The sequence below is a fragment of the Flavobacterium piscis genome, from assembly GCF_031457575.1.
Classification (GTDB): domain Bacteria; phylum Bacteroidota; class Bacteroidia; order Flavobacteriales; family Flavobacteriaceae; genus Flavobacterium; species Flavobacterium piscis_A.
In genome coordinates this window covers 253693-269494 of sequence record NZ_JAVDWQ010000002.1, presented here as the reverse complement: position 1 = coordinate 269494, position 15802 = coordinate 253693, and the positions used below count along the sequence as shown (strand labels likewise).

The 15802-nt window shown below is 32.7% G+C and carries 18 protein-coding genes and 1 tRNA gene; 15 read left to right on the top strand and 4 right to left on the bottom strand.

The features are described 5' to 3' along the window. Positions 1–63: 63 nt before the first annotated feature. The gene (gene recQ / locus J2W48_RS04220; protein ID WP_310278543.1) at positions 64–2256 is read left to right on the top strand and encodes a DNA helicase RecQ; all 2193 of its coding nucleotides are present in this window, start codon (positions 64–66) and stop codon (positions 2254–2256) included. A gap of 57 nt (positions 2257–2313) precedes the next feature. Here the strand turns inward: recQ and J2W48_RS04215 are convergent, their stop codons facing one another. Further along, on the bottom strand, positions 2314–2556 hold the full coding sequence (locus tag J2W48_RS04215) for a hypothetical protein (protein WP_310278540.1): 243 nt from the start codon (positions 2554–2556) through the stop codon (positions 2314–2316). Positions 2557–2705: 149 nt separating this feature from the next. Here J2W48_RS04215 and J2W48_RS04210 point away from each other — a divergent pair, with 149 nt between their 5' ends. The 3 genes from J2W48_RS04210 to J2W48_RS04200 all read left to right on the top strand — a co-directional run bounded on the left by J2W48_RS04210 (position 2706) and on the right by J2W48_RS04200 (position 6631). Continuing rightward, positions 2706–4265, top strand: a complete 1560-nt coding sequence (locus J2W48_RS04210; protein WP_310278537.1) for an NAD(P)/FAD-dependent oxidoreductase — start codon at positions 2706–2708, stop codon at positions 4263–4265. Positions 4266–4276: 11 nt separating this feature from the next. After that, positions 4277–5368 (top strand): DUF6630 family protein, encoded by a 1092-nt coding sequence (locus J2W48_RS04205; RefSeq protein ID WP_310278534.1) that lies wholly within the window; start codon positions 4277–4279, stop codon positions 5366–5368. Positions 5369–5821: 453 nt separating this feature from the next. Further along, entirely contained in the window at positions 5822–6631 is an 810-nt protein-coding gene (locus J2W48_RS04200) for a polysaccharide lyase family 7 protein (RefSeq protein ID WP_310278531.1), read from the top strand. Between the two features lie 89 nt (positions 6632–6720). Here J2W48_RS04200 and msrA read toward each other — a convergent pair whose 3' ends face one another. Together msrA and msrB are read right to left on the bottom strand one after the other, a co-directional pair. Then, entirely contained in the window at positions 6721–7329 is a 609-nt protein-coding gene (msrA, locus tag J2W48_RS04195) for a peptide-methionine (S)-S-oxide reductase MsrA (protein ID WP_310278529.1), read from the bottom strand. A gap of 8 nt (positions 7330–7337) precedes the next feature. Continuing rightward, complete coding sequence (msrB, locus tag J2W48_RS04190; protein WP_310278527.1) at positions 7338–7892, bottom strand: peptide-methionine (R)-S-oxide reductase MsrB; 555 nt, start codon at positions 7890–7892, stop codon at positions 7338–7340. A gap of 297 nt (positions 7893–8189) precedes the next feature. Between msrB and idi the strand changes: the two genes are divergently transcribed. The 6 genes from idi to J2W48_RS04160 all read left to right on the top strand — a co-directional run bounded on the left by idi (position 8190) and on the right by J2W48_RS04160 (position 11116). Beyond that, entirely contained in the window at positions 8190–8717 is a 528-nt protein-coding gene (idi, locus tag J2W48_RS04185) for an isopentenyl-diphosphate Delta-isomerase (RefSeq protein ID WP_310278525.1), read from the top strand. A 23-nt stretch (positions 8718–8740) separates the two neighbouring features. Next, entirely contained in the window at positions 8741–9151 is a 411-nt protein-coding gene (locus J2W48_RS04180) for a 6-carboxytetrahydropterin synthase (protein ID WP_310278523.1), read from the top strand. Positions 9152–9154: 3 nt separating this feature from the next. Continuing rightward, on the top strand, positions 9155–9613 hold the full coding sequence (locus J2W48_RS04175) for a peroxiredoxin (RefSeq protein WP_310278521.1): 459 nt from the start codon (positions 9155–9157) through the stop codon (positions 9611–9613). Positions 9614–9672: 59 nt separating this feature from the next. Further along, positions 9673–10641, top strand: a complete 969-nt coding sequence (locus tag J2W48_RS04170; protein WP_310278519.1) for a type I phosphomannose isomerase catalytic subunit — start codon at positions 9673–9675, stop codon at positions 10639–10641. 56 nt (positions 10642–10697) lie between these two features. Further along, entirely contained in the window at positions 10698–10964 is a 267-nt protein-coding gene (locus tag J2W48_RS04165) for a hypothetical protein (RefSeq protein ID WP_310278517.1), read from the top strand. A 78-nt stretch (positions 10965–11042) separates the two neighbouring features. After that, positions 11043–11116 (top strand) — tRNA-Thr (locus J2W48_RS04160). 587 nt (positions 11117–11703) lie between these two features. On the opposite strand, the gene J2W48_RS04155 is transcribed toward J2W48_RS04160, so the two are convergent. Continuing rightward, positions 11704–12420: a DUF4369 domain-containing protein gene (locus J2W48_RS04155; RefSeq protein WP_310278515.1), complete on the bottom strand. Its 717-nt coding sequence runs from the start codon at positions 12418–12420 to the stop codon at positions 11704–11706. Between the two features lie 383 nt (positions 12421–12803). On the opposite strand from J2W48_RS04155, the gene J2W48_RS04150 reads away from it, so the two are divergent. From J2W48_RS04150 to J2W48_RS04130, 5 genes are all read left to right on the top strand, one after another. Continuing rightward, on the top strand, positions 12804–13700 hold the full coding sequence (locus J2W48_RS04150; protein WP_310278512.1) for an EamA family transporter: 897 nt from the start codon (positions 12804–12806) through the stop codon (positions 13698–13700). 78 nt (positions 13701–13778) lie between these two features. Continuing rightward, positions 13779–14135: a DoxX family protein gene (locus J2W48_RS04145; protein ID WP_310278509.1), complete on the top strand. Its 357-nt coding sequence runs from the start codon at positions 13779–13781 to the stop codon at positions 14133–14135. Positions 14136–14164: 29 nt separating this feature from the next. After that, positions 14165–14872: an aquaporin Z gene (gene aqpZ / locus J2W48_RS04140; RefSeq protein WP_310278506.1), complete on the top strand. Its 708-nt coding sequence runs from the start codon at positions 14165–14167 to the stop codon at positions 14870–14872. A gap of 33 nt (positions 14873–14905) precedes the next feature. Further along, entirely contained in the window at positions 14906–15148 is a 243-nt protein-coding gene (locus J2W48_RS04135; RefSeq protein ID WP_310278502.1) for a GlsB/YeaQ/YmgE family stress response membrane protein, read from the top strand. Positions 15149–15491: 343 nt separating this feature from the next. After that, positions 15492–15770 carry a DUF2805 domain-containing protein gene (locus J2W48_RS04130; RefSeq protein ID WP_310278499.1) on the top strand — a complete coding sequence of 93 codons (279 nt, stop codon included), beginning with the start codon at positions 15492–15494 and terminating at the stop codon, positions 15768–15770. The last annotated feature ends 32 nt before the right edge of the window (positions 15771–15802 follow it).

Below are 15802 nucleotides of genomic sequence, written 5' to 3'. Positions count from 1 at the left end.
TGAGTGTGAAAGAAATTTGTATCTTTATAATGCAAATTTATACAAAATACCATAAAATAAAGAATGAATTCAAACGAAATTGAAATACATAAAGAATTAAAGAAGTATTTCGGCTTTAGCCAATTTAAGGGTTTGCAGGAGCAAGTCATTACCAGTATTTTAAACAGAAAAAATACGTTTGTTATCATGCCTACTGGTGGCGGTAAGTCTCTTTGTTATCAATTGCCCGCATTAATTCAGGATGGAACTGCTATTGTTGTTTCTCCTTTGATTGCTTTGATGAAAAATCAGGTTGATGCAATCAGAAGCCTTTCTTCAGAAAACGGGATTGCCCATGTTTTGAATTCCTCTCTTACAAAAACTGAAATCACTCAGGTAAAAAAAGATATTACTTCCGGATTGACCAAGCTTTTGTATGTTGCACCTGAATCTTTGACAAAAGAAGAATATGTTGCTTTTTTACAAAGTGTACCAATTTCTTTTGTCGCAATTGATGAAGCACATTGTATTTCAGAATGGGGTCATGATTTCAGGCCAGAATACAGAAACCTGAAAAATATAATAAAGCAGTTAGGTACTGTTCCAATTATCGGTCTTACTGCAACTGCTACCCCAAAAGTACAGGAAGATATTCTTAAAAACCTGGACATGTCTGATGCAAATACTTTCAAAGCATCATTCAACAGACCTAATTTATACTACGAAGTTCGAACAAAAACTAAAAATATAGAATCGGATATTATTCGGTTTATCAAACAACACAAAGGAAAGTCAGGTATTATTTACTGTTTAAGCCGAAAGAAAGTCGAATCTATTGCTGAAGTTTTACAGGTTAACGGCATAAGTGCCGTTCCGTATCACGCAGGTTTAGATGCTAAAACAAGAGCGAAGCACCAGGATATGTTTTTAATGGAAGATGTTGATGTAGTGGTAGCAACAATTGCTTTCGGAATGGGAATAGATAAACCTGATGTTCGTTTTGTAATTCATCACGATATTCCAAAATCATTAGAAAGTTATTATCAGGAAACTGGTCGTGCCGGTCGTGATGGGGGAGAAGGGCATTGTCTGGCCTATTATTCTTATAAAGATGTTGAGAAGCTGGAAAAATTCATGTCTGGAAAACCAGTTGCCGAACAGGAAATTGGTTTTGCCTTATTGCAGGAAGTAGTGGCTTACGCTGAAACCTCCATGTCACGCAGGAAGTTCTTATTGCACTATTTTGGTGAAGAATTTCCGGATAATGGTGATGGTGCAGATATGGATGATAATGTTCGAAATCCTAAAACCCGAATTGAAGCAAAAGAGCAGGTTGTTAAATTATTGGAAATTGTCAGGGATACCAAACACATTTACAAATCAAAAGAAATCGTATTTACCCTAATTGGTCGTATCAATGCTGTTATCAAAGCGCACAGGACAGATACCCAGTCTTATTTTGGATCAGGTTCTGATCATGACGAAAAATATTGGATGGCATTGCTCAGACAAGTTTTGGTAGCAGGGTATTTATCAAAAGATATTGAAACATATGGTGTTGTAAAAATCACCAAAAGCGGATTGGATTTTATTAAAAAACCGATTTCGTTCATGATGTCTGAGGATCATGAATATAATGAATCTGAAGACGAAGCAATTGTTACAGCAGCAAAATCTTCCGGTACGGCTGATGAGGTTTTAATGGGGATGTTGCGTGAATTACGTAAAAAAGTAGCCAAAAAATTAGGAGTTCCTCCGTTTGTGGTTTTTCAGGATCCTTCTCTGGAAGATATGGCTTTAAAATATCCAATTACAATTGCTGAACTATTTAATATTCATGGTGTTGGTGAAGGAAAAGCTAAAAAATATGGAGGGGATTTTGTTACTTTAATCAACCGTTATGTTGAAGATAATGATGTTATTCGTCCAGATGATTTAGTGGTAAAATCTACCGGAGTAAACTCTGCAAATAAATTGTACATCATTCAGAATATTGATCGAAAGTTACCATTGAGTGACATTGCTTCTGCAAAAGGGCTTTCAATGGATGCTTTGATCAAAGAAATGGAAATGATTGTATATGCCGGAACCAAATTGAATATTAAATATTGGGTAGATGATATGCTTGATGATGATCAGCAGGAAGAAATTCACGATTATTTCATGGAATCAGAATCTGATAAAATCGAAGATGCCCTTAAAGAATTCGATGGTGAATATGATATTGATGAATTGCGTTTGATGCGAATTAAGTTCATTAGTGAAGTAGCTAATTAAAAAAAGTTTCCAGTCTCAGTTTCCAGTTTCTTACTGAGACTGGAAACTGAGACTAAATTACTCTTCAGAATAAACTTCCCCACGATGCGGTTTCAAAGCATCTCTTACCTGAATCATATTCTCATCGGTAACAACCATAAAAGCAATCGCCTGCATGTCGTTTATTATCTTAAAACCGGTAATATTCAACGGTAATTTTTCGATCACGATATATTCCTTCAAATGAATTTCATGATGCTCAGCTGTTTTGGCAGAAGCCGGACCACGGAAATCCCAAATTAGTTTTATTTTTCTAGACATTATTTTAAGATGCAAAGTTCCTGAGATACAAAGGTACAAAGTCTATCTTGAAAATGGATTTTATATTAGTCTCTTAATTTCAGTTCAAAATGTTATTTTTGCATGTTCTTTTCATAAATAGAAAAGCTAATAGAATAAATTACGATACAATGCCAAGAGAACTTTTACTTCAGGTAACACCGGAAATAGCAGCAAACGAATTATTGCTTAAAGATTATTTGTCTAAACAGATAAAAGTTTCTCCACAGGAAATTCAGCATGTCTCAATTTTAAAACGTTCAATTGATGCACGTCAAAAAGCGATAAAAATCAATTTGAAAGTAGTTGTCTATCTGCAAGGCGAACCTTTTCAGGAAACTAAAATTGAATTACCTATATATAAAGACGTTTCTTCTGCACAGGAAGTGATTGTAGTTGGTGCAGGCCCGGCCGGACTTTTTGCTGCATTGCAATTAATTGAATTAGGCATAAAACCAATTGTTGTTGAACGAGGAAAAGATGTTCGGGGACGCCGACGTGACTTAAAAGCGATCAATGTAGATCATTTGGTTAACGAAGATTCTAATTATTGTTTTGGAGAAGGCGGTGCTGGAACGTATTCTGACGGAAAATTATATACACGCTCTAAAAAACGTGGCGATGTAACCAGAATTTTAGAACTTTTAGTTGCTTTTGGAGCTTCTGAAGATATATTGATAGAAGCGCATCCGCATATAGGAACCAATAAATTGCCTAAAATCATCGAAGACATTCGAAATAAAATAATTGAATTTGGCGGTCAGGTTTTGTTTGATACAAGAGTGACTGATATTTTGGTGAAAAATAACGAGGTGGAAGGAATTGTAACTCAAAACGGAGATACCGTTCTTGCCAATAAACTAATCCTGGCAACAGGGCATTCAGCACGTGATATTTTTGAATTATTAGATAAAAAGAAAATTTTTATTGAAGCAAAACCTTTTGCATTGGGTGTTCGTGCTGAGCATTCTCAAGAGTTAATCGACAGTATTCAATATAGTTGCGATTATCGCGGAGAACATTTGCCACCAGCGCCTTATTCTATTGTGAAGCAGGTTAATGGCCGCGGTATGTATTCATTTTGCATGTGTCCCGGTGGTGTAATTGCGCCTTGTGCGACAAGCCCGGGCGAAGTGGTTACCAACGGCTGGTCACCATCAAAACGTGATCAGGTTACGGCAAATTCAGGAATTGTAATCGAATTGAAGTTGGAAGATTTTAAGCCTTTCGCTAAATTTGGTGCTTTGGCAGGAATGGAATTTCAGAAAAGTATCGAGCAAAAAGCATGGCATTTGGCTGGCGAAACCCAAAAAGTTCCCGCACAAAGAATGGTAGATTTTACACAAAATAAGGTGTCATCAGACATTCCTAAAACCTCATATGTTCCCGGAACAACTTCTGTGGAAATGGGGCAGGTTTTTCCTGGGTTTTTATCACAGATTTTGCGTGAAGGATTTAATGAATTTGGAAAATCAATGCGTGGCTATTTAACCAATGAGGCAATATTGCATGCGCCGGAAAGCAGGACTTCATCACCAGTTCGGATTCCGAGAAATCCTGAAACATACGAACATTTGCAAATTAAAGGTTTATATCCGTGTGGAGAAGGGGCAGGTTATGCCGGCGGAATAATTTCGGCCGCAATAGATGGCGAAAAATGCGCTTTGATGATTGCAGAAACTTTGAAATGATTATGTCTTTCATGAAAAACTTCTTTTCTAATTTCTTTGGAAGAGATAATGATCCAAAATCAATTGTGTCTTTTGGTATTTTAGATGCTATTTATTCTTATTTATATCATGAGCAAAATAAATTCGAGTTTAAAATAAAAGGTATTTATGATACAGTTGCAGTAAATTTATATTCGTTTCCTGCTTCATTTAATTATCAAGAAGCACAAAACGAAATTAAGAGAGCTGGTTATAAAAATGCTTATGAAGTTTTAAATGAATTGTATGAAAAGATTAATATCGGGCCTATAACTGAAGATCAGATAAATGAGGGATTAGAATTTGATTATATTCACATTCAGTTTTATACAGAACCAACTCCGGAAATAAAAAAGCATCTGAAGCATGTTTTGCATAATTTCATCATTTTCTTTTGTTGCACCAATAGCTTAGAAACCAACGATTTTAGAATTTTATATACTAATAATTACTTTTTTGATTACACCAAAGGAATTCTGGATACTGAATACATTGATATAAAAAATCCTAAAAGCGACGTACAGAAAATAGGATTTAAAGAATTTGAGAGAATTGTGCAGGGAATTTGCCAGTATTTGCAAATTGAAATACCCGAAAGCATTGAAGTTTCTTCAACAGATAATTTACTACCAGAAGAAATTGAAGTTACAACGAAAACTTTTGAAGAATTTATCAGATTAATTTCAAGAGGAAATGCTGATGAAAAACTTCTTAAGAAACAATCTAAAAAACTTTTTAAGAATTTCAAAAAAGAGTCAAAAGAATATCATAAAGTGGTTGAAGGACATTTTGAATTTTTTGAAGCTATAAATTGTTGGAATAGCGATTGGAAATTTGATCCGGAAGATGCTGAATATTTTATTTCAGGAATGATTGGTAAAAATCTGAATTTCGAATACCCGGAAGAAACGTACAGTCATGATTTGTTTCCCTATATACAAGCTGCTTTAACGAAATTAGACTTAGAGTTGATGACCTATGACACGCATGGGGATAATTATTTGTTTTTTGTTGTAAATAAAGATGAAGTGTGTAAAATACTTGAATTATCTGAAGCAACAGGAATTGAAATCAATAGTTTATAATTTATACTTCCTTTATTTTATCCGACTCTTATTTCTAAGTGCCATTCTAGCCGTTACTTTAATATAAAAAGCCGATTTTTATCTTTATTCTGTGTTTTAAGACCTCACATCCTGTTTTTGTAAAAATTTAAGGATTAATTTTTAATTTATGTTAAAAAGACGTTTAAGGATTTTTCTTTTTTAACCTTTTTTTCCTCTTAATAGTTCAGGTTTTTCGATGTCTTCTTTGGATGTTCGTATTTTTTTAATTGTTTTTTTATTAAATATAAAAAAATATAAAAAAAATTAGAAAGTAATCGTAAAAAAAATCTATTTTTATGCAATCGATTACAAAGAGTTGGATGTAGTATCTAAATTTAATATAAGGATTATTTAAAATTTATTTTTTAAGAATTTCTTATAGTTAGATTGCTCTTAAATCAATGTTTTATTATTAACTTAAACCAAACGGAAATGAAAAAAATTAAACCTTGTTTTTTTGTATTATTCACTTGTATTACTTTAATAGGTCATGCCCAAAAAGCACCAAAAATAGATTTGACTTTATGGAAATTAACTATCCCGGAAGGTTCAGTGACGACTTATAAAGCACCAAAATTGTTAGATTACGCCAATAATTTTGAAATTCATAAGTTTATGTTTAATGATTTATCAGACAGATCATTGGTTTTTTACGCCTATCCATCTATTAAATCAACAAGAACTTTCAATAAGACTGATCTAAAAGAACAAAACTCATTTGGTGGTGATGCCGGCTGGAGTTTCAGGCAAGGTGCGAAACTGAAAGCAGTGGTTAAAATGGGAGAAATTTCTAAGAAAAACGATATTAATCCACGAGTAATTTTTGTTCAGATAGGAGGAAGGCTAAAAGAAGACCAGGTTAGTTTAATTGGTGCTAAAGACAAAAATGCACCTTCAATATTAAAAGTATACTGGGATAATGGCTATATAAAATTAAGATCTAAGAGAATTGCTGATCCATCAATTTCAGGAAATGATTTATTGAAGGAAGATTCCTGGATTGATGACGATGGACATACATTTAAAAATAAGGTAAATGGTGATAAGTTTACTTTGGAAATTGAAATTACTGACGGAAAAATGGAAGTAACAGTAAATAGAGAAACAAAAGTATACTCTGGAGATAATTATAAAAAATGGGGAGCTTTTGATAATTACTTTACAGTAGGATGTAATCTGCAGGGTGATATAACAGGATCTTATGCCAATGTGAAATTCTATTCATTAGACGTGACACATTAAGAATTAAGTACATATTATAATAAAAAAATCTGTTTCGTAAATTATGAAACAGATTTTTTTATAGAAATATCTTTAAGTAAAGTATTAATTTATTTCTTTTTTAATTTAGTTTTAAAAACTTTTTCAAATTTTTCTATTTTAGGCTGAATGACCATTTTGCAATAGGGTTGGTTTTTATTCTTTGCATAATAATTTTGATGATAATCTTCGGCTTTGTAAAATTTTGTAAGCGGTTCTACTTTTGTCACAATCGGGCTGTTGTAAACTTTTTCTTTATTAAGTTCGGCAATAATGTTTTGAGCCGCTTTTTTTTGTTCTTCATTTTTATAAAAAATCACAGAACGATATTGGGTCCCAACATCTGCACCTTGTCTGTTTAATGTTGTTGGATCGTGCACGGTAAAGAAAACCTTAAAAATTTGATTAATGTCAGTTACGGTATTATCAAATGTAATCTGTACAACTTCTGCATGTCCGGATGTTCCTGTAGAGACATCTTCATAAGTTGGATTAGCGTCTTTTCCTCCGGAGAATCCCGAAACAACTGATTTAACGCCGTTTAAATTCTCATAAACCGCTTCAACACACCAATAACAACCTCCGCCAAGGGTAATGGTTTCTAAACTTGAAGTTTTTTTTGTTTGGGCAAATCCGTTTAGGAATAATGCGAAAATACAAATAGCAAGTATATTTTTCATTGTTTTAATTATTTGTTGTCAGGAATAAAATCAAGAGCAATTGAGTTCATGCAATAACGCTTTCCTGTAGGTTCAGGGCCGTCATCAAATAAGTGGCCCAGATGTCCGTTACAACGACCACAAAGAGCTTCAGTTCTTTCCATTCCCAATGAATTGTCACTTTTATAAATAACACTTTTTTTATTATCCTGTTCAAAAAAGCTCGGCCATCCACAATTGCTGGAAAATTTTGCACCAGATCTAAAAAGTTTGTTCCCGCACGAAGCACAATAATAAGTTCCTTTTTCGTCGGTATTCCAATATTTTCCGGTAAAAGGTCTTTCAGTATCAGCCTGACGCATTACGGCATATACATCTTCGGGTAATACTTTTTTCCATTCGGCATCACTCACATTTAGCTTTGTCGTATCTGTATTTGAATAATATGGATTTCCGGGTTTGCTAATCTTGTTTTCCATAACAACAGTTTTTGTATTTTGTTTTTTTACAGATTGTCCGCACGCTTGAAAAATAAAAAGCGGAATTAAAAAGCAAAGACTGAAAAATTGAGATTTTGTATTCATAATTTTCATGAGGCTTTATTTTTGTTTATCAAAGGTACAACTAGACTTTGTCAATTAATATGGTATAATTTATAATTCAGATTTTTTTAAGTATGATTTAACTTTTCCTATTTACGTGAACTCAGCAGCGTTAGATTTTTATTTCTTGTTATAGAGGTTTTTAAAATAATTTATTCAAATCAAATATTCTGATTATTAGCGTTTTATGAAATAGTTAGCCCGTTAAACTTTTCACAATCTTTTCTAAGATTTTCAAGCCATTTCTTTTTTCGTATTTTTGTTTGTACAATAAAAGCCATGATAGAAGAAAACGTAATATTAGTTAATCATAACGATGAACAAATTGGCTTAATGCCAAAATTAGAAGCACATGAAAAAGCGGTTCTGCATCGTGCTTTTTCGGTCTTTATTTTAAACGGAAACAACGAGGTGATGTTACAACAAAGAGCTCATCAAAAATATCATTCCCCTTTACTTTGGACCAATACATGTTGTAGTCATCAGCGCGAAGGAGAAACAAATATAGCTGCAGGAAACCGAAGGTTATTTGAAGAAATGGGTTTTAAAACTGATTTAAAAGAATTATTTCATTTTATATATAAAGCCCCTTTTGATAATGGTTTGACGGAACATGAGCTAGACCATGTGATGATTGGATATTATAGTGGTAATCCGAACATTAATTTAGATGAAGCTGAGGATTGGAAGTGGATGAAAATTGAAGATATAAAAATAGATATTGAAAATCGGCCCGAAATTTATACCGTGTGGTTTAAAATAATTTTTGATGAATTTTATCATTATTTAGAAGACCACAAACTTTAACATACATATTAGCGACAACCCAAATGAGAGTAACTATATCAAGAAAAGCACATTTTAATGCCGCACATCGATTGCACAGGAAAGATTGGACATTCGAAAAAAACGATGCTGTTTTTGGAAAGTGCAATAATGCCAATTTTCATGGTCATAATTATGGTTTAACAGTAAGTGTTACTGGAAAAATTGATCCCGAAACGGGTTTTGTTTTAGATGTAAAGGTATTGGCGGATATTATCCATCAAGAAGTGGAAATTCCGTTTGATCACAAAAACCTGAATCTGGATGTGCCGGAATTTCAGGATTTGAATCCAACAGCTGAAAATATTGCCGTTGTGATATGGAATAAAATTAGAAAAAGAATTCAATCCGATTTTGATTTAGAAATCGTTTTGAATGAAACAGACCGCAATTTTGTAACTTATAAAGGAGAATAATAAATGTCATTAAAAATAGGAGATATAGTTCCAAATTTTACTGCTAAAGATAATCAGGGAGAGCTTTTTGAAAGTAAAAGTGTTTTAGGTCGAAAACCGCTCGTGATTTATTTTTACCCAAAAGATAATACTCCGGGCTGTACGACTGAAGCTTGTAGTTTCAGGGATCAATACGAAGACTTTAAAGATTTGGGGGCTGAAGTTATTGGAATTAGTAGTGATAGCGTAAAATCGCATCATAAATTTGCAAATAAATATCAGTTGCCTTTCATTTTGTTATCTGATCAGGATAAAAAAATAAGAAAACTTTTTGGAGTTAGGGATAACTTATTTGGTCTTTTGCCAGGGAGAGTAACTTATATTATTGATAGAAATGGTGTCGTGATTTTAATTTTCGATAGTATGAATGCTGCAAAACACATCCCTAAAGCCTTACAAACAATTAAAGAATTAGTATTATAAATTTAAAAAATAGTATTACATCAATATTAAATTAATAAAGATATTAGCCCAAAAAAAACATGAATTCAAAAACATACCCTTTGCAATTTGAACCCATCTTAAAAGAAAGAATCTGGGGAGGTGAAAAATTAAAAGCGCTTTTAAATAAACCCATTACTTCTAAAATTACCGGGGAAAGCTGGGAGTTATCAACTGTTAATGGAGATGTCAGTGTTGTTGCCAATGGGTCATTAAAAGGCAAGTCATTGGTGCAGCTTATTGAGGAAATGCCAAATGAAATTTTAGGAACGGAAGTTTACAAGCGTTTCGGAAAACAATTTCCGTTGCTTTTCAAATATTTAGATGCCCGTGAGGATTTATCTATACAAGTCCATCCAAATGATAAGTTAGCTAAAGAACGTCATAATTCCTTTGGTAAAACCGAAATGTGGTACGTAATGCAGGCTGATCCTGATTCCAGAATCATTGTTGGATTTAAAGAAAACTCAAGTAAAGAAGAATATCTGGATCATTTAAATAATAAGACCTTAGTTTCAATTTTAGATGATGTAAAAGCAAAATCAGGCGATGTTTTCTTTTTAGAAACAGGGACTGTTCATGCCATAGGTGCCGGATTGGTGGTAGCAGAAATTCAGCAGACATCAGATATAACCTATCGTTTATATGATTTTGACCGTAAAGATGCTGAAGGTAACACAAGAGAACTGCACGTTGATCTGGCTTTAGATGCTATTAATTATAAAAAAGTTGATACTCAAAAGAAATACGAATCGAAAATCAATATATCAAATGAAGTGGTTGACTGCTCTTATTTTACAACCAATTTTATTCCGTTAGAAGATAAAGTTGAAGTTTCTAAATCAGGAACAAGTTTTACGGTCTATATGTGTATTGAAGGAAGTTTTGAAATTGAGTCTGATGATTTTAAGCAGTCCTATAGTAAAGGTGATACTGTTTTGGTTCCGGCTGAGATAAATGCATTTATTTTAAGCGGAAAAGCTTCAATTTTAGAAATTTACATTTCATAGCACGTAATAAAAAGATTATATGTACTTTTGCAGTCGCAAATTAAAATTAAAATAAAATGGCAAACGTTAAAAATTTAAAAAAAGACATCAACTTCGTATTAGGAGATATTATTGAAGCAGTTTACTTATTCGAGATGTCTACAACAGGAAACCCAACTCCGGAAACGAATGCTTTAATCGACGAAGCTATTGTTGCTTTTGATACTTTAATCACAAAAGTAAACGCTAAGAATGTTGAGAATAAAAAAGCACACTTCAAACAAATTAATGTTGAATTGGAACAAACTGCAAATCAATTGATTGCTAAAATCAACGAATTGTAGTCGAAAAAAATAATAAAAAAGTGCAAATTTATTTTGGAAATACGAAAATCAGGATTATATTTGCACCCGTAATGAGTCGCCAGCGTAGCTCAGTTGGCTAGAGCAGCTGATTTGTAATCAGCAGGTCGTGGGTTCGAGTCCCTCCGCCGGCTCAACATAAACCATCACTTTTTAGTGATGGTTTTTTTATGGGATAATTTTTGATGCGAGATGTAAAATAGGGGATCCGGGGGATCAATCGGATCAACACAAAATGTTGTGGAGCGAGAAAATTTAGGCATAAATATTAGTTAGCCTCAAAAGGAAGAATTTTATATTTTTTACGTCTTTAAATTGAAATCTAAAAACTTTTATTGGTCTCAGATATGGTTTACAACTATGTACTTTAGTACATTTTGTTTTAGCCTCTAAAAAAATATTAGCCAAATTTACACAAATTGATTAGTGCTAATTTGTGTAATTTGTGGCTAATAAATAGTGGTACAACCTTGCAGACTTTGAGTCCCAACCTAAATCTATGGGCTTTCATAGGAGTGGTTTAAAAAGATCTGCTGAAGCATTTGGTGCTTCTGTTGTCAAAATAATTCAATATAGTTGACAATGTATCGTTCTTGATATCGTATAGAATGATTTGAATCTGGATTTGATTTTTCAATCTGGATTAAGGATCAATCTGGGGTCTTTATTATAAACAAAAAGTCCTGAAAATTTTTTCAGGACTTTTTGTTTATAATAAAGATTATTTATTCTCTTGTTGTTTGATAGTATTTACATACTTAGTTAGCTTTTTGCCATATAATGATTTTGCTATTTTAGGAGTCATTGACTTCTGAATGGTGTCCAGAAACTTAATATTAATGTCGTAAATCTCAGCCAAAGCAATATAAGGAGCTATTTCATGATCTTTGTGATTAATGGCAAAGTTAGTGGCAAATAGATATTTCCTTTTAATATTTGAATCGTTTTTTGCGTTGATGCTGTCAAGCGCTTTTTGGTCTTGTCTTTTCTGTGCCTTGAATTTTGCTTCAACCAATGAAAGGCTTTCATCATTGAAACGAGAGTTTATCTTTATATATTCTTCATATAATTCCTGGTTTTTTGAACCTGTTATTTTTGCTCCATATATAAAATTATCAAGATTGGTATCTATATTTATTTTTCCCGGTTCAGCAAAAAACATAATGTTGTTGTCTAAGGAGTTGGTAACCCCGCGATCCAAAAATAAATACAGCATTTCTGGTGATTCTAATTTTATATTGCTTTCAAAAGCTGAATTGCCTTCAATCTTAATGCTGTCTATGGCTACAAGTGCCGTATCTACTACTCTCTGGATATATAAAGTGCCTTCTTTTAGTCCTTTTATGTTTCCGGTTAAGTGCAAACCATCAGTAGGTTCTTTTTTGTCACATGAGATTAACAGTACAATTGCAACAAAGGCAATAATTGATTTTTTCATTGTTCTTTAGATTTTGCTGCAAAATAAAGAAAAATGTTTTAATGAATAGTGTAAGGCGTTTAATTTTTGAAAAATAATTAGTGATCGGGTTTTTAAGATTGTAATCCTTCTTTTATTTTTAAAACTGGTTTTCAGGAGTTTTTAAGTTCTAAATTCAAAATTTTTATAAAATCATCAGAGGCTGCGACTGTCGGCTCAGAAATCTTGTTATGTTTTAATTAAATGATATAATGCAATAAGTGAAATTCTAAATCGGAATCTTTTGATTAAAACCCAAGAAAATAACTACACATAAAATCTTGTCTATTCTTTTCTGGGATATAAATTTTTTGATGAAACTATGCCTTATCTTTGCTGGCTCAAAATTTAAAAAAGGATTAAAAATGTTGCAAAAAAATGTTCTTAAAGGAGTTTTTCTGGTTGCGCTGGGTGCTACAAGTTATGGAATGTTAGCTACTTTTGTAAAAATGGCTTATGATGAAGGTTTTACTACGGCAGAAGTTACTACATCACAATTTATATTAGGGATTTTTGGAGTTTTGCTTATCAATACTTTCCAGAAAATAAAAAATAAAGAAAAGGTAGTAAAAGCCACACCCCAAAACATTTTTAATTTAATGTTAGCAGGTACTTCCTTAGGTATGACAAGTTTATTCTATTATCTGGCAGTAAAATATATTCCTGTTTCAATTGGTATAGTCTTATTGATGCAAACTGTTTGGATGGGTGTTCTGCTTGAAATGATTTTAGAAAAGAAATTCCCATCAAAACAAAAAATAATTGCCGTTTTTATTGTTCTTGTCGGAACTGTTCTTGCGACCAATATCATTAATAATGATGTAAAACCTGACTGGAGAGGCATAGGTTGGGGAATACTGGCAGCAGCATCTTTTACAACCACTATGTTTACCGCAAATAGGGTAGCAATCAATATTTCTTCAGCCCAGCGAAGTTTATATATGCTTTTGGGTGGCGCAATAATTGTTTTTTCGTTTGCATTTGCTACTCAGATAACTCCTTTTAATAGTACTATTTTTCTGAAGTGGGGTATTGTGCTATCACTTTTTGGAACCATAATACCGCCAATGCTAATGAATGCAGGTTTTCCATTAACCGGAATTGGTTTAGGAAGTATAGTTTCTGCACTTGAACTTCCTGTTTCTGTCATGATGGCTTTTGTTTTATTAAATGAAAAAGTTATTTTTCTGCAATGGGTTGGAATTGTTTTTATTATCCTGGCCATCATTATAATGAATATAAATTTTAGAAGGGACAATTGAATTAATTGTAAAAAAAATCACACTTAAAGGTGAGTAGTCCTAAAATTTTATTAAATTCGTGTTAAAATCAGAACTATCATGGATTTATCCTGGCACTTATATTTGATGGCTTTTATTTATATAATTGCGGGAATTAACCATTTCAGAAACCCGGGAATGTACCTTAAAATTATTCCTTCTTATTTTTCAAATCCCAAATTATTAAATATTTTAAGCGGAGCAGCCGAAATAGTCTTAGGTATTCTCCTAATGTTACCTTCTTTGACTCAATTTGCCGCATGGGGAATCATAGCTTTGCTAATTGCCGTATTTCCTGCAAATCTTTTCATGTATCAAAATACGGAGGCAAGTTTTGGTTTATCAAAATGGGTTTTACTATTGCGATTGCCTTTACAACTTTTATTGATTTTATGGGCATACCAATATACTTTTTAACTATTAACCACTAATTAAAATTATTTATTATGAAAAAATTATTTGCAGAGTTTTTTGGAACGTTTTGGCTTGTTTTTGGAGGTTGTGGAAGCGCTCTTTTTGCAGCGGGAATTCCCGATTTAGGAATTGGGTTTGCAGGTGTTTCGTTAGCATTTGGTTTAACGGTATTAACAATGGCATATGCTGTTGGGCATATTTCGGGAGGACATTTTAATCCTGCTGTATCTTTAGGATTATGGGCTGGCGGAAGATTTTCTGCAAAAGATTTGATTCCATACATAATAGCACAATGTATTGGTGCTCTTGCCGCTGCCGGAACATTGTTTATTATTTGGTCCGGAAAAGCCGGAAATGTAATAGATAATACTAGAGCAGGTGCTTTTGCATCTAATGGTTTTGGTGCATTTTCACCAGATGGTTATTCTATGTCATCAGCCTTTATAGCTGAATTTGTTCTTACTTTGTTCTTTTTATTAGTGATATTAGGTGCTACAGATAAATTTGCAAACGGAAAATTTGCCGGAATCGCTATCGGATTAGCTTTAACCTTAATTCATTTAATTAGTATTCCAATCACTAATACTTCTGTTAATCCTGCAAGATCATTATCTCAGGCTGTTTTTACCGGAGGTGAACCATTATCGCAAGTTTGGCTGTTTTGGGCAGCTCCGATTTTGGGTGCAATTGTGGCTGGATTTATTTATAAAACAGTATTGCAAAATCACAACGAAGCATAATATATTCATTACTAACATTAAAAATTTAAAATTATGGAATTTTTGTATTTCTTACTTATTGGAGCAATTTCCGGATGGTTAGCAGGCCAGATTTGGAAAGGAGCAGGTTTTGGATTAATTGGTAATATCATCGTTGGAATCATTGGCGGAATCATTGGCGGCTGGATTGCTGGTAGATTCGGTATTGGTGGTGGCGGACTTCTTTGGCAGATTCTAATTGCCGTTGGTGGAGCATGGGTATTATTATTTATAATCAGCCTGATTAAAAAAACATAAATACTGCGGGAAGTAATTTATTTTGAAGAGAGAAAATCTTATATTTATATTTGATTTTCTTTTTTTATTCAACAATATCGGGTTTTAAGGGTGCTTTTATGAGAACAAAGAAAATCGTAACCCATAGTGTTGATATTCATATGACAGAAGTAGAAAATGGATAAATTGAATGATTTATTGCAAATTCCGTTTCGAAAGCCAGAATTAGTAAAAAATAGCTATAATTAATAAAAAAAAGATACTCAATCTGATGAACTAATTACTTTTTTTATTAATATTGATACTTAAATTGAAAATCAATCTATTAATCATTTAATCTCCATTTTGAATTAATTTTCACGTGATGAAAAAGAGTAACCGCAAAGAATTGAATTGGGAACAAACAGAAAAACTTGTTTCGCTGGCACTGGAAGAAAGAAATCCATTCGAAATTATAAAAAAAGAATTCGGATTTTCAGAAAAAGAAGTTTTGGAAATAATGAAGAAGAAAATGCCTCTTGAAAAGTTTGAGATGTGGAAAAAAAAGGCCATTGCAAATAAGCCAAAACCAAAACCGGTTAAAATAGACGATTTTGATGAGGATCTGGATGGTAAATATTACATAAAAAATAAGCTAGACTAAATTTAAACTCCTGAAATACAGGAGTTTTTTTA